This is a genomic window from Streptacidiphilus anmyonensis, assembly GCF_000787855.1.
GTDB classification, from domain to species: domain Bacteria; phylum Actinomycetota; class Actinomycetes; order Streptomycetales; family Streptomycetaceae; genus Streptacidiphilus; species Streptacidiphilus anmyonensis.
Map to the genome: position 1 here is coordinate 126,663 of NZ_BBPQ01000008.1, position 22,150 is coordinate 148,812.

Below are 22,150 nucleotides of genomic sequence, written 5' to 3' on the forward strand. Positions count from 1 at the left end.
GCGACAAGCCGGCGCTTACGCCAGAACCTCGGGAATCCCGGGCGGCAGAATAAATCGGAAACTCGCCCCGCCCTCGGGCCCGCGGTCGACGCGGATCGTTCCGCCGTGCGCTTCGACGATGCCCTTGACGATGTAGAGGCCCAGGCCCGTGCCGCCGCGCTTGCTGCCGCGCCAGAAGCGGGTGAAGACGCGCGGGATCGACTCCTCGGGGATGCCCGGCCCCTGGTCGCTCACCGTCACCGCCGTCCCTTCGCGCACCCGGCCGGAGGCCTCCTCGGACTTCGCGGGTTCGACGTCGATGGTGACAGTGCCCTCGCCGTGCCGCACGGCATTTTCCAGCAGGTTGCCGAGCACCTGGTCGATCTTGTCCGCGTCCGCCCACAGCTGCGGCAGCGGCTCGCCGACGCGCACCGCGAAACGTTCCTCCGGAACGCCCGCCGCGACCAGCCCGTCGACGTGCCGGCGCACCGCCGTGTCCAGGCGGACCGGCTGACGCCGCACCTCCAGGCGGCCGGAGTCGATGCGGGAGATGTCCAGAAGTTCCGCGATCAGGCGGGTGACGCGGTTCGCGTCCGCGTCGACCGTCTCCAGCATCAGCTTCTTCTGGTCCTCGGTGAACCGCTCCCACTTCGCCAGCAGGGTGGCGGTGAAGCCCTTGACACTGGTCAGCGGCGAGCGCAGCTCGTGGGCGACGGTGGCGATCAGTTCCGCGTGGCTGCGCTCGGTGCGGCGGCGGGCCTCGGTGCCCCGCAGGGCGACGACGACGCGCTGCACCGGCCCGCACCCCTCGCGCACGTAGCGGGCCGAGACCAGGACCTCCCGGCCGCCGGGGCCGGGCAGCAGCAGGTTGCGCTCGGGCTGCCGGGTGCGGATGTCGAGGCCGCCGTAGGGGTCGGTGAGCTGCCACCAGCGGCGGCCCTCCAGGTCCTCCAGGGGCAGGGCCTCGTCCAGCGGGCGGCCGAGGACCGCGTCCGGGGCGAGGCCGGTCACCCGGGCCGCCGCGCGGTTGAAGACGACCACGCGGCCGGTCTCGTCGGCGACCAGCAGACCGTCGGGCAGCTCGTCCGGGTCGAGCGAGACGGACGAGGAGGTTCCGGACGCGACACGCTGCCGCGGGAACTGACTCTTCATCGTCTCGCCTCCTCCCCCGACCCCCGGATGGTCACCCTAGCGAAGACGGCCCTACCCGCGGCAGTCAGGAGCGACACCCTCCGGGCGCACGCTGGGCGCGCGCGGAGGCGTAGAGGCAGACGGCGGCGGCCGTGGCGAGGTTCAGCGACTCGGCGTGGCCGTGGATCGGCACCCGCACCACCTCGTCCGCGAGCTTGCGGGTGGCCTCGGGCAGGCCCCACGCCTCGTTGCCGAAGAGCCACGCGGTCGGGGCGCCGAGGGTGCCCTCGTCCAGCTCCGCGTCGAGGTCGCGCTCCCCCGCGCCGTCGGCGGCCAGGACCCGGATGCCGGCTTCGCGCAGTCCGGCGACGGCCTGCTCGACGGGCACGCCGACGGCCACCGGCAGGTGGTAGAGGCTGCCGACGGAGGCGCGCACGGCCTTGGGGTTGTAGAGGTCGACGGAGGCGTCGGTCAGCACGACGGCGTCCGCCCCGGCCGCGTCGGCGGTCCGCAGCACCGTCCCGGCGTTGCCGGGGTCGCGGACGTTGGCGAGCAGGGCGACCAGCTTGGGCCTGCCGGCCAGGACGGCCTCGAAGGAGGTGTCGACGAAGCGGCAGACGGCGACGATGCCCTGCGGCGTCACCGTGTCGCAGACGGCGGCGATGACCTCGTCGGTCGCGGTCAGCACCGGCACCCGCTCGGCCCGGGCCCGGGAGAGGACGTCGGCGTGGCGCTCGGCCGCCTCGAGGGTGGTGTAGATCTCCACGACGGAGTGGCTGCCGTCCGGGAGCGTGCCGAAGTCCACGGCCTCGCGGACGGCCTGCGGGCCCTCGGCCAGGAAGCGTCGCTCCTTGCCGCGCTGGGCTCGGCGGGAGAGCCGCCGGGCGGCGTTGACCCGGGGCGAGCGCAGCGAGGTGAGCTCGGGCTGGGACGACGGGTGCGGCAGGGACATCGCGGTGATCATCACTCCAGGAGCAGCCGTGAGAGGCGCGGAACGGGTCGGGCCCGCAGGAGGTCTCCCCCTGCGGGCCCGGTTGCTTCCACCCTGCGGGTGGGAGGTGCTACTGCGCTACCGCGGCAGCTCAGGCGGCGGCGTCGGCCTTCGGCGCGTTGACGTCGGCCGGCAGCGCCTTGCGGGCGGCCTCGACCAGCGCCTCGAACGCGGCGGAGTCGTTGACGGCCAGCTCGGCCAGCATCTTGCGGTCGATCTCGATGTTGGCAGCCTTCAGACCCTGGATCAGGCGGTTGTAGGTCATGCCGTTCGCGCGGGCGGCCGCGTTGATGCGCTGGATCCAGAGCTGACGGAAGTCGCCCTTGCGCTTCTTGCGGTCGTTGTAGTTGTAGACGAACGAGTGGGTGACCTGCTCCTTCGCCTTGCGGTACAGGCGCGAGCGCTGGCCACGGTAGCCGCTCGCCATCTCCAGGATGACCCGGCGCTTCTTGTGGGCGTTCACTGCCCGCTTGACGCGTGCCACGTTATTACTCCTTCAAAGGGACCGCGGTGGTAGTCACACGGCCCGGTTACGAATGTGGTCGAAAGGATCAGCGAGCCCCGAAGGGCGGCGATCACTTGCCGAGAAGCTTCTTGATCTTCTTCGCGTCGGCGGGGGCAGCCTCGACGGTGCCGGCCAGACGGCGGGTCAGCGTCGACGACTTGTGCTCGAGCAGGTGACGGCGACCGGCGCGCTGGCGCAGGACCTTGCCGGAGCCGGTGAGCTTGAAGCGCTTGCTGGCACCGGAGTGCGTCTTGTTCTTCGGCATGTCGCCGTACTCTCCTCGTCGGTCCGCTCCCGCCCGTCCGCCGTGCGGCGGGCCGAGCGGGAGCGCTTCGTTTCTGACAGGGACTCTCCGGGTGGGAACTCGGAGAGCCGGGTGGTGCAGGCGCGTCCGGCGATCAGCCGGCCGCGGCCTCCGTGCCGGCCGGGGCCGGCGTCTCGGTGTCGTCCGCAGCCTCGGGCTGCTCCTCCACCGGTGCCTCGACGGCCTCGTCGGTCACGTCGTCGACCTCGTCGGTCACATCGTCGACCTCGTCCGCTCCGCCCTGGCGACGCGGGGTGACCCCCGCCTGCGCCGCGGCCTTGCGGGCGGCCTGGGCCTCGCGGGCCTCGGCCATGGCTTCGGTCTTCTTCTTGTGCGGACCGAGAACCATGATCATGTTGCGGCCGTCCTGCTTCGGCGAGGACTCGACGAAGCCGAGATCCTGGACGTCCTCCGCCAGACGCTGCAGCAGTCGGAAGCCCAGCTCGGGGCGGGACTGCTCACGGCCACGGAACATGATCGTGATCTTGACCTTGTCGCCCTGCTTGAGGAACCGAACGACGTGACCCTTCTTGGTCTCGTAGTCGTGCGGGTCGATCTTCGGCCGGAGCTTCATCTCCTTGATCACCGTGTGCGCCTGGTTCTTGCGCGCCTCACGGGCCTTCATGGCCGACTCGTACTTGAACTTGCCGTAGTCCATGAGCTTGCACACCGGCGGGCGTGCGGTGGCAGCGACCTCGACCAGGTCGAGGTCGTACTCCTGCGCGAGCTCAAGCGCCTTGGCAAGCGGCACAATGCCGACCTGCTCGCCGCTAGGACCGACGAGTCGCACCTCGGGGACGCGAATCCGGTCGTTGATGCGGGGCTCGGTGCTGATGGATCCTCCTCGGTTGCACCCGCGGCCTGCCGGGCGGCAGCCGCGTTCGCTGGCTGGGTACCGCCACACAGAGCTTCATTCGTGCCGCGGTACCTGTTGACAGTGCACCGCGGGCACGAAAAAAGCCCCGCATGACGCGCAGGCGGAGCTCCATGGCACAACCGACGGTGCGGAACGGCTGCCACGACAGCGGCAACGACGAACCACATCGTCTGGACCATTGACCCGACGACCGCGAGGTCGATGCGGGTGGGAAGTCGGAGCCTCCACTTGCGGGCCGGGACTGCGTCAGCCGTAGCGGCGGAGCGGTACCTGGCCGGTCTCAGTCTGCAAGCATAGCAGCGTCACGCGATACCGCAGAATTCCCGCTCGCGGGGGTGGTTCCGGCAGACTGAGGCCCATGAGCGACGCTACCCCCTCCTCCCAGTCCCCCGACTTCGACGACCTGACCCGCGACATCGCCGATGTCCCCGCGGTCGAGGTCATCACGACCGTCGCCGTCCACCTGATGAGCGCGGCGGCGGTGAACCTGGGCCTCGCGGAGGGCGGCGAAGCGCACAAGGACCTCGACGAGGCCCGCAAGCTGATCACGGCCCTGGCGGGCCTGGTGACCGCCGGCGCGCCGGAGATCAGCAACTTCCACGCGGCCCCGCTGCGGGACGGCCTGAAGTCCCTCCAGTTGGCCTTCCGTGAGGCGTCCCTGGTCCCGGACGCCCCGGGCGCGGGTCCGGGCGAGAAGTTCACCGGGCCGGTCTACGGCTAGGCCACGGCGATGTCCCGCCCGGGCATCGGCTCCGCGAGCGCCCTCCGCCATTCCGGCGCGCCGAAGCCCTCCGGGAAGTACTGCGTCTCGTGCACGACCTGCCCGTGGGCGAACTCCATGATGCTCACGGAGTAGGTGGGCACCCCGTCGTAGGTGATGACGCACTCGCTCACCCACAGACGCCCGCCGCCGCTGATCCGCTGGACGGTGAAGTGCCGGGCGGCGGGGTGCCCACCGCGTTGCGCCGCGATCGCCGCGCGGCCGCGGAACCGCTCACCCGACTGGGGATAGTCGAGGATCGCGTCCGTGGCGTAGACGGCGTGCTCGGACTCCGTGTCCCCGCGTTCCGAGGCCTGCCAGTGTTCCTCGATGGCGGACCTGATCCGTCTGTCGGCATCCATCGCATGGTCCCTTCGGCGGGCGACGCGGCTCGGCGCCTGCCTCCACGCTCGGACCGCGAGCCCCCGCCCGCAAGTGGATCCGGGTCCGCAGGTGGATCCGGCTGACCGGCGCCTCAGGCCCGCGTGTAGAAGGGGTCCGCCGGTTCGTTGCCGCCGGGGACGACGACCGCCAGGTCGAGGCCCCGGTCGAGACGGATCCGCAGCAGCGCGCTCTCGGCGAGGCCTGCGGCCACCGCCTGAAGGGCGTCCGGCGCGGCGTCCGGGGCGACGATGAGGACCAACTGGGCGTCGGCCTGGCCGCCGGCGAGCAGGTGGGCGCGCAGGACCACCGGGTGTCCGCCGAGGATCGCGCGCAGTTCGTCCGCGACGTCCGGGTCGCGCAGCGCGGCGACGTGGGCGCGACCCTCCGCGACCGCGCGCAGCGCCGCGCCGCTCAGTTCGAAGAAGACCGGGCCCGCCAGGTCGATCAGCAGGGCGTCCGCCTGCTCGGACCAGGCCGCCTGGACGGCCTGGGACGCGGGGACGGGCGCGGGGCGCGCGTCCGCGCGCCACGCGGCCAGCGCCGCCAGGGAGGTGAACGCGGGAAGCCCCTTGCGGCCGTCCGGGGCCTGGATCGTGGGGACGGCCATGTCGCTGGTCTTCTCGTGCTTGTGGCCGTGCTCGTCCGTCTCGACCTCGCCGAGGACGGCGACGATGGGGACCATCAGCCGCGCGGTCGCGAGCAGCGCCAGCACCCGCTCCTCGTGCTCGGGCGTCCGCTCGGACGCGTACGCCGCGAGCGCCGCCGCCAGCTGAGGGTCTGCCGATCCGTCGTCACCCGCGAACCCCGGGTCAGGGATGTTCTTGCGCTGCACCCCGCGAGCCTACGCGACGCGCGCGGCGGCACCCGGCGTCGGGTCAGAAGTCCCGGTACGGGGTGGGCCTGGTCAGGCCCCAGATGATGAAGAGGTCGATCCCCATCACGACGATGGCCCAGAACGGGTAGTACGGAAGCCACAGGAACTGGCCGACCAGGCTGAGCGCGGCGATGACGACGCCCGCCCAGCGGGCCCACCCCTGGTGGGCCAGGAGTCCCGCGCCGACCAGGGATGCGGCGATGCCGAGGCCGATCTGCACCCAGCCCCAGCCGGTCAGGTCGAACTGGTAGAGGTAGCGGGCCGTGGCGAGGTAGACCTTGTCCTTGGAGACGGCGCTGGCACCCTGCAGGATGCCCAGGATCCCGTTGATCAGGAGCAGGACCCCGGCGAAGAAGTACGCCGCCGCGGCCCCGCCGCCCCCACGACCGGAGGGCCTGGATCCCGCCTCGCTGGATGTGGCTGCCATCGTGAACCTCCTCGGTGAGGTACCGCGACGCGCACGACCGGCCCCGCCGAATCGCGGACGGCGGTGTCACGCCACGCGTCGGCCTCCGAACGGCGCGCGCACCTGCCAGCCTCCGGCGGTCACCTCGGCCCCGCCAGCCAGGCGGGCTGTCCGGGTGGACCCGCCCGCCTGGTCCGGAGGGGGGTTCAGCTGGTGCCGGGGGCCTGCCCGCCGCCGAGGGAGCCGCCGGAGAAGTCGGCGACACCGGAGACGATCTGGTCCATGACCGAGACGCTCGGCGCCTTGCTCGCGATGTCGAAGCCGAGGTGCAGGGCGATCAGCTTGTCGCCCGCCTTGTCGGGGAAGACGACCGTCTCCACCGTGCCGTTGTTGCCGACCTTGGCGTCGACCTGCCAGCGGACCAGGTAGCCCGAGCGGCCCGCCACCGTGACGGCCTTCTGCTCCAGGACCTGGTGGCCGGTCACGTCGCCGTAGGACTCCTTGACGGCCGCGGTGATGTCCTGCTCGGCCGCAGCCTGCGCGCCGGTGCTCACGGGGGTCTTCAGGGCCTCGGTGTTGGCGCCCGCGTACGAGCAGGTGTTGCCCGAGCTGCCGCTGGAGCCGGCGCAGGTGTAGCTGCCGTAGGAGCCGGAGGCGAAACCGTCGGTGGTGGTGCCGCCGGTCCAGCCGCTCGGGAGCGGGATGCTGATGCCGTCGACGACGTCCACCGCGAGGTTGGCCCCGGAGCCGGAGCCCGAGCCGCCGCCGCTCCGGCCTCCGCCGCCGTTCTGGTTCTGGTTGCCGCCGCCGTTCGAGCCGCCGTTGCCGCCGTTGCCGCCGCCGAAGGGGTTCAGCCCGTCGCCGCCGTTCTGCCCTCCGCCGCCGTTCTGACCGCCACCGGCGAACGGGCGGGTGCTCGCGGCGGTGCTGCTCTGGCCGTTGCCGTCCATCGCGAAGTAGGTGACGAGTGAGCCGACGCCCATGCCGACGACCGCCGCCACCGCGCCGACCAGCAGCGGGCCGGGGCGGCGGACGCGCTTGGCGGCCGGAGGCTCGCCGGAGATGAACACCGGGGTGTCGGCGGCTCGGGTGCTGACGGTCCATTCAGAACCGTTCCACCAGCGTTCGCCCGGATTGTCCGAGTCGGCGGGCTTGGGGTCCGGGTACCAGCCCGCGGGCGGGGGCGCAGTCTCACTCACATCCGGCACCGTACCCGGAACGCGATAAGCATCCGATCAGCCTGCGCTGTCGGTTCGGGTGATGTCGGTCGAGTCGGTCCGGAATCGAGTCAGTCCAGGATCACGTGCGGGACGAAGCGCGCGTACTCGTCCGTGATCAGCCCGGCCGACTCGCGGATGCCCAGCCCCGCCGGCTCGCCGTCGACGACCCAGGCGCCGAGCACGGTGCGGTTGCCGTCGAAGTCGGGCAGCGGCGCGAACTCCTGCCAGCAGTAGCGCTCCCCCGCCTCCGGCTGTGGCCCCGGACCGGTCCCGTCGGTGATCAGCACGCCCGCGCCCTCGCGGCCCAGCAGCGGCTTGGCGACGTGGCGGACCAGCTCGCCGGGACCGTCGAGGCGGGCGGGCAGCAGGTTCGGGTGGCCGGGGTTGAGCTCCCACAGGATCGCCAGCAGCGCCTTGTTGGAGAGCAGCATCTTCCACGGCGGCTCGATCCAGCAGGTGCCGCCCGCGCCGCCGCCGAGGTCGGCGGTGTCGACGACGTGGCCGCCGAAGGCGTCGCCCGCCAGCCACTCCCACGGGTAGAGCTTGAAGACCGTGCGCATGAAGCGCAGTTGCTCGTCGACGAAGCGCCGGGAGAGCGAGTCCCAGCCGATGTCCTCCATGGCGATGGGGACGGTCGTCAGCCCGGCCTGCTGGGCGGTCTCCAGCAGGTAGGCCGTGGTCAGCTGGTCCTCGCCGAGGACGTCGACGCGCGAGTGGGCGAAGTGCACCGGACCGGGCGCGAGCAGGTGGGCCTGGCGGCGCCAGGCGTCGACGAGGCGCTCGTGGATCGAGTTCCACTGGTCCGCGCCGGGGAAGCGCTCCTCCATCCAGAACCACTGCGGGCCGGCGGCCTCCAGCAGGCTGGTCGGGGTGTCGGCGTTGTACTCCAGCAGCTTGGCGGGGCCGGCGCCGTCGTAGCGCAGGTCGAACCGGCCGTAGAGGCTCGGCTGCCGGTCGCGCTCCCACCACGAGCGGCGCACCAGGGCCGCCAGGGTGGGGTCGGTGATGCCGAGCTCGCGGAACCGGTTGTTCGCGACGATGTGCTCGGCGGCCTGGAGGCACAGCTCGTGCAGTTCGGCGACGGTCTCCTCCATCGCCTCGACCTCGCCGAGGGAGAAGGAGTAGTACGCGGACTCGTCCCAGTACGGGCGCAGGCTGTCGTCGGGGTAACGGGTGAGCGGGTAGACGAGGCCCTGCTCCTCGACGATCCGCTGCCAGTCCGGGCGGGGGTCGATCACGTGACGCTGCATGACGGCCGCTCAGCCCCCGCCCGAACCGTCGCCGTGGCCGCCGAAGCCACCCCGGCTGATGCCGTGGCCGGAGCCGCTGCCGTCGTCGCTGCCGCCGCTGCCGCGCGAGCCGGAGCCGTAGGAGCGGTGGTAGCCGTGGACGTGGGTGGAGTCGCCCCCGGCCGCGTACCACTGGTAGCGGTCGGTGTCGGCGTACCCGTGGCCGGCGGCGTTGTTGCAGAGCTTGTCCGCCACGGTCTTGTAGTTCGTCGTGTCGACGCACCGCTCGTCGGCGTGACCGGAGCACGAGGTGAGCGCGAGCGCCAGGGAGCCCACGACGGTGAGGGTGACGGCCTGGGACCTCTTGCGGGCGGGTCTGTTGCTGTCCGATGCCATCGTCGTGCGCCTCTTACCTCTCCTTTACCGAACCTGGGACGGCGGCGATTGTAGCCACCGTCCCAGGTGACGGATCCGGAGGCCCCGGGCCTACAGCGGCGTCACGTACGCGCCGGAGATGCCGCCGTCGACGAGGAACTCGGCGGCGGTGATGAAGGCGGAGTCGTCGCTGGCGAGGAAGGCGACCGCGGCGGCGATCTCCTCGGCGTGCGCGAAGCGGCCGACGGGGATGTGCACCAGGCGGCGCGCGGCGCGCTCCGGGTCCTTGGCGAACAGCTCCTGGAGCAGCGGGGTGTTGACCGGGCCCGGGCAGAGCGCGTTGACGCGGATGCCCTCGCGGGCGAACTGCACGCCGAGCTCGCGGGACATCGCCAGCACCCCGCCCTTGGAGGCGGTGTAGGAGATCTGCGAGGTGGCCGCGCCCATCTTGGCCACGAAGCTCGCGGTGTTGATGATCGAGCCCTTGCCCTGCCGCTGCATGTACGGCAGCGCGGCCTTGCAGCACAGGTAGACGGAGGTGAGGTTGACCTCCTGGACCCGGCGCCAGGCGTCGAGGCCGGTGGTGAGGATGGAGTCGTCGTCGGGCGGCGAGATGCCGGCGTTGTTGAAGGCGATGTCGACGCTGCCGTAGGTGTCGAAGGCCGTCTTGAACAGCGCCTCGACCTGCTCGGCGTCGGTGACGTCGACCTGGACGAAGGTGCCGCCGACCTCCTCGGCCGCCGCCTTGCCGGCGGTCTCGTCGACGTCGGCGCAGACCACGTTCGCGCCCTCGGAGGCCAGACGGCGCGCGGTGGCCAGGCCGATGCCGGAGCCGGCGCCGGTCACGACGGCGGTGCGGCCGACCAGGCGGCGGCAGACGATCTCTTCCTGCTGGTTGGTCACGGCTCTTCCTATTCCTCGGTGCTGATGAAGACGTTCTTGGTCTCGGTGAAGTGCGCGAGCGCGTCCGGGCCGAGCTCGCGGCCGAGCCCCGACTCGCCGAAGCCGCCGAAGGGCGTCCAGTAGCGCACGGAGCTGTGCGAGTTGACGGACAGATTGCCCGCGTTGACGCCGCGGGCCATGCGCAGCGCGCGGCCGATGTCCCGCGTCCAGAGGGAACCGGAGAGGCCGTAGCGGGTGGCGTTGGCCAGGCGCAACGCGTCGGCCTCGTCGGTGAAGGGCAGGACGACGGCGACCGGGCCGAAGATCTCCTCGGTGGCGGCCCGGCTGCCCGGGTCGGTCGGCGCGAGCAGGGTCGGGGCCTGCCAGAAGCCGGGGCCCTCGGGGGCGCTGCCCTGGGCGAGGACGGGCACGTCCTCGGTCAGGTAGGAGCGGACGCGCTCGCGCTGGACGGCGGAGATGAGCGGGCCCATCTCGGTGGCCGCGTCGCGCGGGTCGCCGACGCGGACGGCCTCGATCGCGGGGGCGACCAGGTCGAGGAACTCGTCGTAGACCTCGCGCTGGACCAGGATGCGGGTGCGGGCGCAGCAGTCCTGTCCGCTGTTGTCCAGGAAGGACATGGGCGCGGCGGCGGCGGCGCGGGCCAGGTCGGCGTCGGCGAAGACGATGTTGGGGCTCTTGCCGCCGAGTTCGAGGGTGACCCGCTTCAGGCGGTCGGCGCAGCGGGCCATGATCTGCTTGCCGACGCCGGTGGAGCCGGTGAAGACGATCTTGCGCACGCCGGGGTGGTCGACGATCGCCTGCCCGGTGATCCGGCCGTGGCCCGGCAGCACCTGGAACAGGCCCTCGGGCAGTCCGGCGTCCAGGGCGATCCGCTCCAGCCGCAGCGCGGTGAGCGGGGTGGTCTCGGCGGGCTTGAGCAGGACGGCGTTCCCGGCCGCCAGCGCGGGGGCGACGCCCCAGGCGGCGATGGGCATCGGGAAGTTCCACGGCGCGATGACGCCGACGACGCCGATCGGCTCGTGGAAGGTGACATCGAGGCCACCGGCCACGGGGATCTGGCGGCCCATCAGCCGCTCGATCCCGCCGGCGGCGTATTCGAGCAGGTCACGGGCGTTGCCCGCCTCCCAGCGGGCGTTGCCGAGGGTGTGGCCCGCCTCGGTGACCTCCAGGTCGGCGAGCTCGTCCACCGCCGCGTCCACGCCGTCGGCGAAGCGCCGCAGCAGCCGGGCGCGGTCGCCGGGAGCGAAGGAGACCCAGCTCTCCTGGGCCTTCACGGCACGTTCGACCGCGGCGTCCACCTGTTCGGATGACGTGGTCGGGATTTCGGCGACAAGCTCCTCGGTGGCGGGATTCAATACCCGCAGAACATCGGAGAGAACGTCAGTCATCTTCTTCACGGCTCACATGCGCTCGAAGGAGCGGTAGCGCTCCCAGTCGGTGACGGCGGTGTCGTAGGCGTCCTGCTCGACCTGCGCCATGTTGGCGTAGTGCTGGACGACCTCGGGGCCGAAGGCCGCCTTGGCCAGGTCGCTGCCCGCCCACAGCTCGGCCGCCTCCCGCAGGGTGGTCGGCAGGTGGGCGTAGTCGGCCTCGTAGGCGTTGCCGGTGCAGGGCTCGGGCAGTTCGAGGCGCTGCTCGACGCCGTGCAGGCCGGCGGCGATCATCGCGGCGACGGCGAGGTAGGGGTTCACGTCGCCGCCGGGCGCGCGGTTCTCGAAGCGCAGCGAGGGCCCGTGGCCGACGACGCGGAGCGAACAGGTGCGGTTGTCGCGGCCCCATGCCACCGCGGTCGGGGCGAAGGAGCCGGGGCGGAACCGCTTGTAGGAGTTGATGTTGGGAGCGTAGAGCAGCGTCAGCTCGCGCATGGCGGCGAGCTGACCGGCGAGGAAGTGCCGCATGAGGTCGCTCATGTGGCCCTTTCCGTCGGCGAAGGCGGCCCGGCCGTCGGCGTCGCGCAGCGAGAGGTGCACGTGGCAGCTGTTGCCCTCGCGCTCGTTGTACTTCGCCATGAAGGTGAGCGCCATGCCCTCCTGCGAGGCGATCTCCTTGGCGCCGGTCTTGTAGACGCTGTGCTGGTCGCAGGTGGTCAGCGCGTCGTCGTAGCGGAAGGCGATCTCGTGCTGGCCGAGGTTGCACTCCCCCTTCGCCGACTCGACGACCATGCCGGCCGCGCCCATCTCGTTGCGGATCCGGGCCAGCAGCGGCTCGATCCGGGCGGTGGCGAGCAGCGAGTAGTCGGCGTTGTACTGGTTGGCCGGCGTCAGCCCGCGGTAGCCGCGCTCCCACGCCTGCTCGTAGGTGTCGCGGAAGACGATGAACTCGAGCTCGGTCCCGGCCCAGGCGGTCAGCCCGAGCTCGGCGAGCCGGTCCAGCTGCTGTCGCAGGATCTGGCGCGGCGAGGCGGCGACGGCCGTGCCGTCCTCCCAGGCCAGGTCGGCGGTGACCAGCGCGGTGCCGGGCTGCCAGGGCAGGCGGCGCAGCGTGCGGAAGTCGGGCTGGAGGACGAAGTCGCCGTAGCCGCTCTCCCAGGAGGCCATCGCGTAGCCGTCGACGGTGTTGAGCTCCACATCGACGGCGAGCAGGTAGGCGCAGCCTTCGGTGCCGTGTGCGACGACCTCGTCGAGGAAGTGGCCGGCCGCGAAGCGCTTGCCCTGCAGCCTGCCCTGCATGTCCGTGAAGGCCACGGCTACGGTGTGGATCTCTCCTGACGCGATGAGATCGCGCAGCGCGTCGAGGCTCAGCAGTCCCCGGCGGGCGGGCGCGTGAGAAGTCATGAGTAGTGCCTCCGGGTGCATCTGGACCGGGTCGGGCGCTTTAAAGGTATGGCCTTGTACCATTGGAAGGGAAGGGGGTGCCATGATCGAAAATGGCGCGTCGAGCGAGGCGGCGGCCCAGACGGCCGGCGATGCGGATCCGTACGCCGCCGTGCTGCGGCCTGTCCGCTCCGGCAACACCTTCGAGGAGACGGTCGAGAAGGTGCTTCAGCTGATCCGGCTCGGCCTGGTCCCGGTCGGCGACCGCCTGCCGCCCGAACGCGAGCTCGCCGACCGCCTGCAGATCAGCCGGGTCACGCTGCGCGAGGCCCTCAAGGTGCTGCAGGACGCCGGCGTCCTGGAGGTCCGCCGCGGCCGCTACGGCGGCGCGTTCGTCCTCGCGCCCGCGCCCTCGCCCGCCGCCGCGAGCGGCGGCGAGGAGCTGCGCCGTCGCGTGGAGGAGCTGGGCGACCGCCTGGAGGACACCCTGCTGTTCCGTCAGGTCCTGGAGCTGGGCGCGGCCGAGCTGTGCGCGGAGCGCACACCGAGCGGCGCGGAGGCGGACCGCCTGCGGCAGTTGCTGGCGGAGACGGGCGCGGCGTCGCTGGAGGAGTACCGCCGCCTGGACACCCGCCTCCACCTCGCCATCGCCGAGCTCAGCGGCAGCCCGTCCGTCGCCGCGCAGTACGCGGCGGTCCGTGCGACGGTCAACGACCTGCTGGACTGCATCCCGCTGCTGCCCCCGAACCTGCAGCACTCGCAGCGCCAACACGAGGAACTCGTCGACGCCATCCTCTCCGGCGACGGCCCGCGCGCCCGCGCGTCCATGCACGAACACCTCGCCGGCACAGCCGCCCTGCTCCGCGGGTTCCTCTCATGACGGCGACCCTGCGGCCCCTCAGGGACGCGAGGCTCTGCCAACCTGCGGCTCCGCCGCGTGGGGCCACTCGCCCTGGGCCACGTGCAACAACCCTCATCCCTCGACTGACGGAGGTCCTCTCGTGCCACGCCCGCTGATCGGTGTCACCACGTATGTCTCGCACGCCTCCTGGGGCGTCTGGCACGACGCCCCCGCGGAGCTGCTCCCGCGGCAGTACGCCGCGCTGGTGCGGGCCGGAGGGGGGCTCGTAGCCATGCTGCCGCCGGACGAGGCGCCGGACGCCGCCGCCGAGGCGGTCTCGCGGCTCGACGGAGTCGTCATCGCCGGCGGACCGGACGTGGCCCCCGCGCGCTACCGCGCGCCCGCCGATCCGCACACGCAGACCCCGGACGCCGACTCCCTCGCCCGCGACGCCTGGGAGTCCGCGCTGATCCACGCCGCCATCGAGCAGCGCGTGCCGCTGCTCGGCATCTGCCGCGGCATGCAGCTCCTGAACGTGGCGCTCGGCGGCACCCTGACGCAGCATCTGCCCGACGTGCTGGGCGGCAGCAAGGATCACTCGCCCGTCCCCGGCGTCTACGGCCGCCACATCGTCTCCGCCGTGCCGGACACCCGCACCGCCGGGATCCTCGGCACCGAGAAGCTCGACGTCCCCACCTACCACCACCAGAGCGTCGCGACGCTCGGCACGGGCCTGCGCGCCTCCGCGTACGCCCCGGACGGCACGATCGAGGCCCTGGAGGCGGTCGCCGCCGACTCGCCCTTCCTCCTGGCCGTCCAGTGGCACCCGGAGCAGGACGACGACCCGCGACTCGCCCAGGCCCTGGTCGCCGCGGCGACCGCACACTGATCGCGGGGAAACTCCGAAACCGCCTCGCCAGGCCGGTCCGGGCGGACCAGACTGTCCGCATGCCGACGACCAACAGCACCGACAGCGGCGCAGCGCAGTCGCAATCGCCGTCACCGTCCAGCCCGACCGGCCCGGCCGAGCCGTCCGGCCCCGCCGAAGCGTCCGGCGCGACCGCCCCCGCCACCCCGTTCCACTCGCTCGACGCCTACCTCGCCGTCCCCCGCGTCGGCGCGCTGGAGCTCTCGCCCGACGGGAGCCGGCTCGTCGTCTCCGTCGCCGAGCTCTCCACGGACCGCACCCGGTACGTCTCCGCCCTGTGGGAGCTCGACCCGCAGGGCGAGCGACCCGCGCGGCGGCTGACCCGCTCGGCGAAGGGCGAGTCCTCGCCCGGCTTCCAGGCCGACGGGACGCTGCTCTTCCTCTCCACCCGGCCGGTCGCCGACCCCGGCAAGGACGAGCCGGAGGACTCGGAGGCGGCGCTGTGGGCGCTGCCGGCGGACGGCGGCGAGGCACGTCGCCTGCTGACCCGTCCGGGCGGCGTCGGCGCCTACGCCGCCGCCCGCGCGGCCGACCGGATCGCCCTCGTCTCCGGTCTGCTGCCGGGCGCCGCCGACGCCGAGGACGACACGAAGCTGCGCAAGGCGCGCAAGGAGGCGAAGGTCTCGGCGGTCCTGCACGAGACCGCGCTGGTGCGCTACTGGGACCACGACCTCGGCCCGGACACCCCGCACGCCTTCACGCTCTCCGGCGCCGACCTCGACGCCGCAGGCTCCGCCGGCTCGACCGACTCCGCCGCCGACACGTCCGGGACCACCGCCCTGCCGGTCGTCGACTGCGGTCCCACGCAGACCTACGATCCGAGCGTGGCGCTCTCGCCCGACGGCTCGCTGGTCGCCTTCGGCGTCCTGACGCCCTATCCGGGCGGCGAGTTCCGCGACGCGATCGTGATCGCCGACGCGGCCACCGGCAAGGAACTGCGCCGGATCGGCTCCCCCGACGGGCAGTTCGGCGACCCGGTGTTCACCGCAGACTCCCGCTCGCTGTTCTGCCTGCGCTCCACGCCCGGCGACTGGGACGCGAGCAGCGACACCTCGCTCTGGCTGGTCCCGGACGTCTCGGACGCGCAGGACCTCGGCCACGACGCCGCGCCGGGCTTCGACGAGTGGCCCGGCGGCGTGACCGTCTCGCCCGTCGCCGGCGACACCGTCGTGTACTTCGTCGCCGACCAGCTGGGCCGCTCGCCGATCTTCCGCCTCGACACCGCCGACGGCACGCTCACCCGGCTGACCGCCACGGACGTCTCCGGGGCCTACACCCACCTCCGCGTCTCCCCTGACGGATCGACCCTGTTCGCGCTGCGCAGCGCGATCGACTCCCCGCCCACGCCGGTCCGCCTCGACGCCGCGCTGCCGGACCAGACCCCGACGGTGCTGCCCGCGCCGGGCGACGTCGGCGCGGTGCCCGGCCGCCTGGTCGAGGTGGAGACCACCGCCGAGGACGGGCAGCCGCTGCGTGCCTGGCTGGTCCTGCCGCAGGGCGCCTCCGCCACGGACCCCGCGCCGTTCCTGCTGTGGGTCCACGGCGGCCCGCAGATGAGCTGGAACGCCTGGACCTGGCGCTGGAACCCGTGGGTCGCCGCCGCGGCCGGCTACGCCGTGCTGCTGCCGGACCCGGCCCTGTCCACCGGCTACGGCCAGCACATGCACGCCCGCGGCTGGGGCGACTGGGGCGGCGCGCCGTACCGGGACGTCATGGCGCTGACCGACGCGGCCCTGGCGCGCGAGGACGTGGACGCGGGCCGTACGGCGATGATGGGCGGGTCGTTCGGCGGCTACATGGCCAACTGGATCGCCACCCGGACGGACCGGTTCAAGGCCATCGTGACCCACGCGAGCCTGTGGAACCTGGACGGCTTCGCCGGCACCACCGACGCGCCGTTCTACTGGCGGCGCCACTTCGGTGACCCGCTGACGCAGCGGCAGCGCTACGAGGACACCTCGCCGCACCGGCACGCCGCGAAGATCCGCACGCCGATGCTGGTGGTGCACGGCGACAAGGACTACCGGGTGCCGATCAACGAGGCCATCGCGCTGTGGAGCGACCTGACCCGGTTCGATGTGCCGGCGAAGTTCCTGTACTTCCCCGACGAGGGCCACTGGGTCCTCAAGCCCAACAACGCCAAGGTCTGGTACAGCACGGTGCTGGCCTTCCTCGCCCACCACGTGTTGGGCGAGGAGTGGCAGCGCCCCGAGCTGGTCTGACGGCCCTTCCCCTGTCCGGGCCGCCCCCCTCCGGACCCGACGAGGTCACACCGGGAAGGTCACCCCGGTGAGCTCCTGCGACACCGTCCACAGCCGCTGCTGCGCGGCGGTGTCGTAGGAGGCGGGGGTGGACCGGACCAGCTTTGGCGCGCCGCGCATCTGCTGGAAGCCGCTCGGGCCGTAGTACTGCCCGCCCTGCGCCTGCGGGTCCGTCGCGGCGCGCAGGGAGGGCAGCGCGCCCTGTTCGGCGGGCTGCGCGAAGAACGGCTCGACCAGGACCCGGTTGGCGGGCTGCATCCACGCGGGCAGATGCCGGGTCAGCTCGGTGCTGGAGTAGCCGGGGTGCGCCGCGACGGCGACGGTCCGCGCACCCGCGGCGTCGAGGCGGCGCTGCAGCTCGTAGGCGAAGAGCAGGTTGGCCAGCTTGGACCGGCCGTAGGCGGTGATGCGGTTGTAGCCCCGCTCGGACTGCAGGTCGTCGAAGTTCACCCCGCCGCGCGCGAACTGGTGCGCAAGGCTCGCCACGACGACGACCCGCGAGTCCGGCACCTCCAGCAGCCGGTCCAGCACCAGGCCGGTGAAGGCGAAGTGCCCGAGGTGGTTGGTGCCGAGCTGGAGTTCGAAGCCGTCGGCGGTCCTGCCGTAGGGCGGGAACATCACCCCGGCGTTGTCGACGAGCAGGTCGATCCGGTCGAAGCGCTCGCGCAGCTCGGCAGCCGCCTGGCGCACGGAGGCGAGCGAGGCCAGGTCGAGCGCGAGCAGCTCCGCCTTGCCGCCGCCCTGCCGGCCGACCGTCTCGGCCGCGGCGGCGGCGCGCTTCGGGTCGCGGCAGGCGAGCACGACCGTGGCGCCGCGCGCGGCCAGCACCTTGGCCGTCTCCAGTCCGAGGCCGCTGTTGGCGCCGGTGACGACGGCCACCCGGCCGGTCTGGTCGGGGACGTCGGCTGCATTCCAGGCCATCGCGGGCCCTCCGGATTCGGGACGATTCGGGATGCGAGAAAGTGAACACTGTTCACACTGGGCTGCGCCCGATAGTGCTCCCACCTCCACGCGGTGTCAAGCACGGCGGCTCGCAGGCGGTGCCAGGCAGGAGGTGTCAAGCAGGCGGTCCAGTGCAGCTCAGGCCGCGTCCAGCGCGGTCCTGTCGGCGGGGTACGGCAAGATGAGCCCATGAGCCGAACCGCGCCGGGCGCCGCCGCTGCGCCCACGCTGATGCTGCTGGACTCCGCCAGCCTCTACTACCGCGCCTACTTCGGCGTGCCCGACTCGGTCCGCTCCCCGCAGGGCGAGCCGGTCAACGCGGTGCGCGGCCTGCTCGACTTCATCGCCCGGCTCGTCGCGGACCACGCCCCCGACCAGCTCGTGGCCTGCATGGACGCGGACTGGCGCCCCCAGTGGCGGGTCGACCTCATCCCCAGCTACAAGACCCACCGCGTCGCCGAGGACCCGGCCCTCGCCGAGGCCGGGGAGGAGGAGACCCCGGACAGCCTCTCCCCGCAGATCCCCGTCATCACCGCCGTCCTCGACGCCCTCGGCATCGCCCGCGTCGGCGTCCCGGGCTACGAGGCGGACGACGTCATCGGCTCCTTCACCGCGCGTGCCGCCGGCCCCGTCGACGTCGTCACCGGCGACCGGGATCTCTTCCAACTCGTCGACGACGCCCGCCAGGTGCGCGTGCTGTATCCGCTCAAGGGCGTCGGCACCCTCCAACTGACCGACGACGCCCTGCTGATGGAGAAGTACGCGGTGGCCGGCGCCCAGTACGCCGACCTCGCCGCCCTGCGCGGCGACCCGAGCGACGGCCTTCCCGGCGTCCCCGGCGTCGGCGAGAAGACCGCCGCCAAGCTGCTCACCCAGTTCGGCGACCTCGCCGGCATCCAGGCCGCCGCCCTCGACCCCGCCGCCAAGCTCACCCCGACCCAGCGCAAGCGCATCATCGAGGCCGCCGACTACCTCGCCGTCGCCCCCGAGGTCGTCCGCGTCGCCACCGACATCCGCCTCCCCGACGTCGACCCGACCCTGCCCACCGAGCCCCTCGACCCGATGGCCCTGGAGTCCCTCGCCTCCCGCTGGGGCCTCGGCAGCTCCCTCCAACGCGTCGTCGACGCCCTCGCGCAGCACGGAAAGCACAGCTGACGAACCCGCCGCCGACGGCGCTGTCAGTGGCAGTCACCACAATGAGCAGCATGACGAAGCCTTCCGTATCCGCGCCCGCTGTCGACCTTGCCGATGAGGCCGCCTACCTTGACGCCGTCGCGCAGGCACGGAAGGCCGCCGACGCCTACTACGGCTCCGGCGAGTCGGGCATGGACGACGACGCCTACGACCGGCTGCTGCGCGGCATCACCGCCTGGGAGGACGCGCACCCGGGGCAGATCGCGGCCGGCTCCCCGTCCCAGCAGGTCGCAGCGGGCGTGACCACAGGCGACGTCGCCCACACCGTGCCGATGCTGAGCCTGGGCAACGTCTTCTCCGGCGAGGAGCTCTCCGCCTGGGCCGGGTCCCTGGAACGACGGCTGGGCGGGGAGGCGGTGGCCGGCTGGGCCGTCGAGCCCAAGCTCGACGGCGTCGCCCTGGCGGCCCGCTACCGCGACGGCCGACTGGTGCAGCTGGTCACCCGCGGCGACGGGACCACCGGCGAGGACGTCTCCCACGCCATCGACGACATCACCGGCCTCCCGACGACCCTGAGCGAGCCGCTCACGATCGAGGTCCGCGGCGAAGTCCTCATGACAGAAGCCCAGTTCACCGCCGCCAACGAGCAGCGGACCACGCACGGAGCCACGGCCTTCGCCAACCGCCGCAACGCCTCCTCGGGCTCGCTGCGCGCCAAGGACCGGGCCTACCGGATCGCGCAGACCTTCTTCGCCTACGCCGCGCTGACGGACACCGAGCACACCAGCGACCCCACCCTCGCCGGGCTCACGCACACCCGGCTCATCGCCCGCCTCACCGCCCTCGGCCTGGGAACCACGTCCGGCACGCCCGTCGCCACGACGGCCTGCACGACCCTGGACGACGTGATGGAGCGGGTGCGTCAGATCGGCGCCCTGCGCGCGGAGCTCGACTTCGAACTCGACGGAGCCGTGGTCAAGGCCGACGGCCCCGCCGACCAGGGCCGGGCGGGCACGGGCTCGCGGACTCCGCACTGGGCGACCGCCTTCAAGTTCCCGGCCGCCCAGAAGATCACCGTGCTCCGCGCCGTGGAGTGGAGTGTGGGCCGCACCGGGGTGATCGCCCCGCGCGCCGTCCTCGACCCCGTCGACGTCGCCGGCACCACCATCACCTACGCCACCCTGCACAACCCGGCCGACATCACCCGCCGCGGCCTGATGCTCGGAGACCACGTCACCGTCTACCGCGCCGGCGAGGTCATCCCTCGCGTCGAAGGGGCGGTCACCAGTCTGCGCACGGGCGACGAGCAGCCGATCGCCTTCCCCGAACGCTGCCCGCGCTGCGGCTCGGACATCGACCGCAGCCAGGAGCGCTGGCGCTGCGCGCGCGGACGTGCCTGCGGCCAGGTCGAGGCCATCCGCTACGCCGTCGCCCGCGACGCGCTCGACGTCGACGGCCTCGGCGAGAAGATCATCGTCCAACTCGTCGACAGGAACCTGATCGAGGACTTCGCCGACCTGTTCACCCTCACCCGCGACCAGCTGCTCACCCTGGATCGCATGGGCGACAAGAGCGCCGACAATCTGCTGGCCGCCATCGAGACGGCGAAGACCAAGCCGCTCAACCGCGTCTTCTGTGCCCTCGGCGTCCTCGGCACCGGCCGCTCCATGTCGCTGCGCATCGCCGCGCACTTCGGCTCCATGCAGGCCGTCCGCGCCGCCGACGCGGTCGCCCTGGAGCAGGTCGACGGGATCGGCGGCGAGAAAGCCCCCGTCATCGTGGCGGAGCTGGCCGAGCTCGCCCCGCTCGTCGACAAGCTCGTCGCCGCAGGCGTGAACATGGAGCAGCCCGGCTTCGTCCCGCCCGCTCCCGCAGACCCCGATGCCGACGCGGAGGCGGAGACGCAGACGGAGACGCAGGCGCAGACGCAGACGAGCGCCGAGAAGGGAGGCGCGCTGCCGTTGGCCGGGATGACCGTGGTGGTGACGGGCGGGATGACCGGGCCGCTCGCGGACCTCTCCCGCACCGAGATGAGCGAACTGATCACCCGGGCAGGAGGCCGCGCGTCCTCCAGCGTCTCCGCCCGCACCCACCTCGTCGTCGCCGGAGACAAGGCCGGCAGCAAGCTCGACAAGGCAAAGGCCCTGGGCATCGAAACCCTCACACCCGAGGAGTTCGCCCAGCGCCTCGCTGATCTCACCAGCTGATCGCGGCCGCCACCGGCAGGTGGTCGCTGCCGTCGGCCGGCAGGACGCGCGAGCTCTTCGGTGTGACGCCGCGGACCAGGATCTGGTCGATCCGCACCACCGGGAACTGCGCCGGCCAGGTGAAGCCGAAGCCGTCCCCGGCCGTGGCCTGGGTCGAGTGGAGCTGTGCGGTGAGCGCGGCGAGCGCCCGGTCGTCCGTGGTGCCGTTGAGGTCGCCGAGCAGCACGACCCGGCGACTCGGATCGGCGGCGATCGCCCTGCCGAGCGCCTGCGCGCCGATGTTCCGCGAGACTGTCCAGTAGCCGCCCCTGGGCATCAGGCGGACGGACCCCAGATGGGCCACGTACACGGTCAGCGGCCCGTGGTCGGTGGCCACGGTGGTGCGCAGCGCACGGTTCGCGGCCGCCTTCCTGTCGGCGGCCTTGGTCGCCGCCAGAGGCCCGTAGTCCACGATGTCGATCTGCTGGGTGTCCGACAACGGCAGCTTGCTCCACAGTCCGACCGTGCCCTGGACCGTGCGGTAGGGGTACGTTCCCGCCAAGCCCTTCTCGTACAGCGGCGCCGACTGCGGGGTCAGCTCCACCAGAGCCAGCACCGTCGCGCCGGAGGCGGCCAGGTCGCGTGCGGTGCGGGCCGGGTCGGGATTGCCGGCGTTGACGTTCTGCTCGGCGACGGTGAGGTCGCCGCCCGGGCGGGCCTTGTCCTCGAGCAGCCCGCCGAAGAGGTTCAACCACACCAGGACCGGCAGCAGCAGCGCGACCAGCGCGGAGGCGGAGCGGCGCCACAGCGCCGCCGCCAGCAGCACCGGGACGCAGACGCCGAACCACGGCAGCAGGGTCTCCACCAGGCTGCCGAGGTTCCCGCTCCACCGGTTGGGGATCTCCGCGTGCAGCAGCATGAGCAGCCCGAGCAGCAACGCCGACGCCACGAGCAGCTTGCCGCGCTTCCAGGGCTCCGGCCGCGAGACGGTGCGTACCGCACGGCGGACGCGGGCACGCCGGCCCCCGCCGCCGGTCTCCGGATTGACTGTCTCCGAGGCGCCTGTCTCCGAGGCGTCTGTCTCCGAGGCTTCTGTCGTCCGTGCTGATGGCAGGGGGTGGCTCATGCCACCAGTCGACGCGAGGCGGTGTTGTCGGGACGTATGGG

22 protein-coding genes are annotated in these 22,150 nt (G+C 72.6%); 6 read left to right on the top strand and 16 right to left on the bottom strand.

Features of this window, described 5'->3' with window-relative positions; translation table 11 throughout:
- Window positions 1–15 precede the first annotated feature (15 nt).
- The 5 genes from TR50_RS11290 to infC form a co-directional block, all read right to left on the bottom strand.
- Entirely contained in the window at window positions 16–1,131 is a 1,116-nt protein-coding gene (locus TR50_RS11290; protein WP_042418651.1) for a sensor histidine kinase, read from the bottom strand.
- A gap of 64 nt (window positions 1,132–1,195) precedes the next feature.
- Window positions 1,196–2,062, bottom strand: coding sequence for a TrmH family RNA methyltransferase (locus tag TR50_RS11295; RefSeq protein ID WP_042418935.1), 867 nt, complete (start codon window positions 2,060–2,062; stop codon window positions 1,196–1,198).
- A gap of 130 nt (window positions 2,063–2,192) precedes the next feature.
- Window positions 2,193–2,585: a 50S ribosomal protein L20 gene (gene rplT, locus TR50_RS11300; protein WP_042418653.1), complete on the bottom strand. Its 393-nt coding sequence runs from the start codon at window positions 2,583–2,585 to the stop codon at window positions 2,193–2,195.
- Between the two features lie 91 nt (window positions 2,586–2,676).
- The gene (rpmI, locus tag TR50_RS11305; RefSeq protein ID WP_042364316.1) at window positions 2,677–2,871 is read right to left on the bottom strand and encodes a 50S ribosomal protein L35; all 195 of its coding nucleotides are present in this window, start codon (window positions 2,869–2,871) and stop codon (window positions 2,677–2,679) included.
- Window positions 2,872–3,004: 133 nt separating this feature from the next.
- The gene (gene infC / locus TR50_RS11310) at window positions 3,005–3,814 is read right to left on the bottom strand and encodes a translation initiation factor IF-3 (RefSeq protein WP_084700109.1); all 810 of its coding nucleotides are present in this window, start codon (window positions 3,812–3,814) and stop codon (window positions 3,005–3,007) included.
- A 331-nt stretch (window positions 3,815–4,145) separates the two neighbouring features.
- On the opposite strand from infC, the gene TR50_RS11315 reads away from it, so the two are divergent.
- Window positions 4,146–4,508 (top strand): DUF1844 domain-containing protein, encoded by a 363-nt coding sequence (locus TR50_RS11315; RefSeq protein ID WP_042418657.1) that lies wholly within the window; start codon window positions 4,146–4,148, stop codon window positions 4,506–4,508.
- Here the strand turns inward: TR50_RS11315 and TR50_RS11320 are convergent.
- The 9 genes from TR50_RS11320 to TR50_RS11360 all read right to left on the bottom strand — a co-directional run bounded on the left by TR50_RS11320 (window position 4,505) and on the right by TR50_RS11360 (window position 12,712).
- Window positions 4,505–4,909 (bottom strand): nuclear transport factor 2 family protein, encoded by a 405-nt coding sequence (locus TR50_RS11320; RefSeq protein WP_042418662.1) that lies wholly within the window; start codon window positions 4,907–4,909, stop codon window positions 4,505–4,507. The genes TR50_RS11315 and TR50_RS11320 overlap by 4 nt on opposite strands.
- Window positions 4,910–5,022: 113 nt before the next feature.
- Window positions 5,023–5,763: an SseB family protein gene (locus tag TR50_RS11325; RefSeq protein ID WP_042418665.1), complete on the bottom strand. Its 741-nt coding sequence runs from the start codon at window positions 5,761–5,763 to the stop codon at window positions 5,023–5,025.
- A gap of 43 nt (window positions 5,764–5,806) precedes the next feature.
- Entirely contained in the window at window positions 5,807–6,232 is a 426-nt protein-coding gene (locus TR50_RS11330) for a DUF7144 family membrane protein (protein ID WP_042418668.1), read from the bottom strand.
- Window positions 6,233–6,417: 185 nt separating this feature from the next.
- Entirely contained in the window at window positions 6,418–7,410 is a 993-nt protein-coding gene (locus TR50_RS11335; protein WP_042418671.1) for a DUF2510 domain-containing protein, read from the bottom strand.
- Window positions 7,411–7,499: 89 nt separating this feature from the next.
- Entirely contained in the window at window positions 7,500–8,681 is a 1,182-nt protein-coding gene (locus TR50_RS11340) for a glutathionylspermidine synthase family protein (RefSeq protein WP_042418674.1), read from the bottom strand.
- 9 nt (window positions 8,682–8,690) lie between these two features.
- On the bottom strand, window positions 8,691–9,056 hold the full coding sequence (locus TR50_RS11345; protein WP_042418677.1) for a hypothetical protein: 366 nt from the start codon (window positions 9,054–9,056) through the stop codon (window positions 8,691–8,693).
- A 90-nt stretch (window positions 9,057–9,146) separates the two neighbouring features.
- On the bottom strand, window positions 9,147–9,938 hold the full coding sequence (locus TR50_RS11350) for a 3-oxoacyl-ACP reductase (protein WP_042418679.1): 792 nt from the start codon (window positions 9,936–9,938) through the stop codon (window positions 9,147–9,149).
- An 8-nt stretch (window positions 9,939–9,946) separates the two neighbouring features.
- Window positions 9,947–11,326 (bottom strand): aldehyde dehydrogenase family protein, encoded by a 1,380-nt coding sequence (locus TR50_RS11355; RefSeq protein WP_042418938.1) that lies wholly within the window; start codon window positions 11,324–11,326, stop codon window positions 9,947–9,949.
- A gap of 12 nt (window positions 11,327–11,338) precedes the next feature.
- Window positions 11,339–12,712 (bottom strand): glutamine synthetase family protein, encoded by a 1,374-nt coding sequence (locus TR50_RS11360; RefSeq protein WP_042418683.1) that lies wholly within the window; start codon window positions 12,710–12,712, stop codon window positions 11,339–11,341.
- A gap of 82 nt (window positions 12,713–12,794) precedes the next feature.
- On the opposite strand from TR50_RS11360, the gene TR50_RS11365 reads away from it, so the two are divergent.
- The 3 genes from TR50_RS11365 to TR50_RS11375 all read left to right on the top strand — a co-directional run bounded on the left by TR50_RS11365 (window position 12,795) and on the right by TR50_RS11375 (window position 16,682).
- On the top strand, window positions 12,795–13,571 hold the full coding sequence (locus TR50_RS11365; RefSeq protein ID WP_084700113.1) for a FadR/GntR family transcriptional regulator: 777 nt from the start codon (window positions 12,795–12,797) through the stop codon (window positions 13,569–13,571).
- Between the two features lie 121 nt (window positions 13,572–13,692).
- Window positions 13,693–14,421, top strand: coding sequence for a gamma-glutamyl-gamma-aminobutyrate hydrolase family protein (locus TR50_RS11370; RefSeq protein WP_042418687.1), 729 nt, complete (start codon window positions 13,693–13,695; stop codon window positions 14,419–14,421).
- Between the two features lie 59 nt (window positions 14,422–14,480).
- Entirely contained in the window at window positions 14,481–16,682 is a 2,202-nt protein-coding gene (locus TR50_RS11375) for a S9 family peptidase (protein ID WP_084700115.1), read from the top strand.
- 45 nt (window positions 16,683–16,727) lie between these two features.
- On the opposite strand, the gene TR50_RS11380 is transcribed toward TR50_RS11375, so the two are convergent.
- Window positions 16,728–17,642, bottom strand: coding sequence for an oxidoreductase (locus tag TR50_RS11380; protein WP_042418689.1), 915 nt, complete (start codon window positions 17,640–17,642; stop codon window positions 16,728–16,730).
- 252 nt (window positions 17,643–17,894) lie between these two features.
- Here TR50_RS11380 and TR50_RS11385 point away from each other — a divergent pair, with 252 nt between their 5' ends.
- Window positions 17,895–18,818: a 5'-3' exonuclease gene (locus TR50_RS11385; protein ID WP_042418946.1), complete on the top strand. Its 924-nt coding sequence runs from the start codon at window positions 17,895–17,897 to the stop codon at window positions 18,816–18,818.
- Window positions 18,819–18,859: 41 nt separating this feature from the next.
- Complete coding sequence (gene ligA / locus TR50_RS11390) at window positions 18,860–21,004, top strand: NAD-dependent DNA ligase LigA (protein WP_439654212.1); 2,145 nt, start codon at window positions 18,860–18,862, stop codon at window positions 21,002–21,004.
- Here the strand turns inward: ligA and TR50_RS11395 are convergent.
- Complete coding sequence (locus TR50_RS11395; protein ID WP_084700117.1) at window positions 20,994–22,109, bottom strand: endonuclease/exonuclease/phosphatase family protein; 1,116 nt, start codon at window positions 22,107–22,109, stop codon at window positions 20,994–20,996. The two genes, ligA and TR50_RS11395, sit on opposite strands and share 11 nt — an antisense overlap.
- Window positions 22,110–22,150 lie beyond the last annotated feature (41 nt).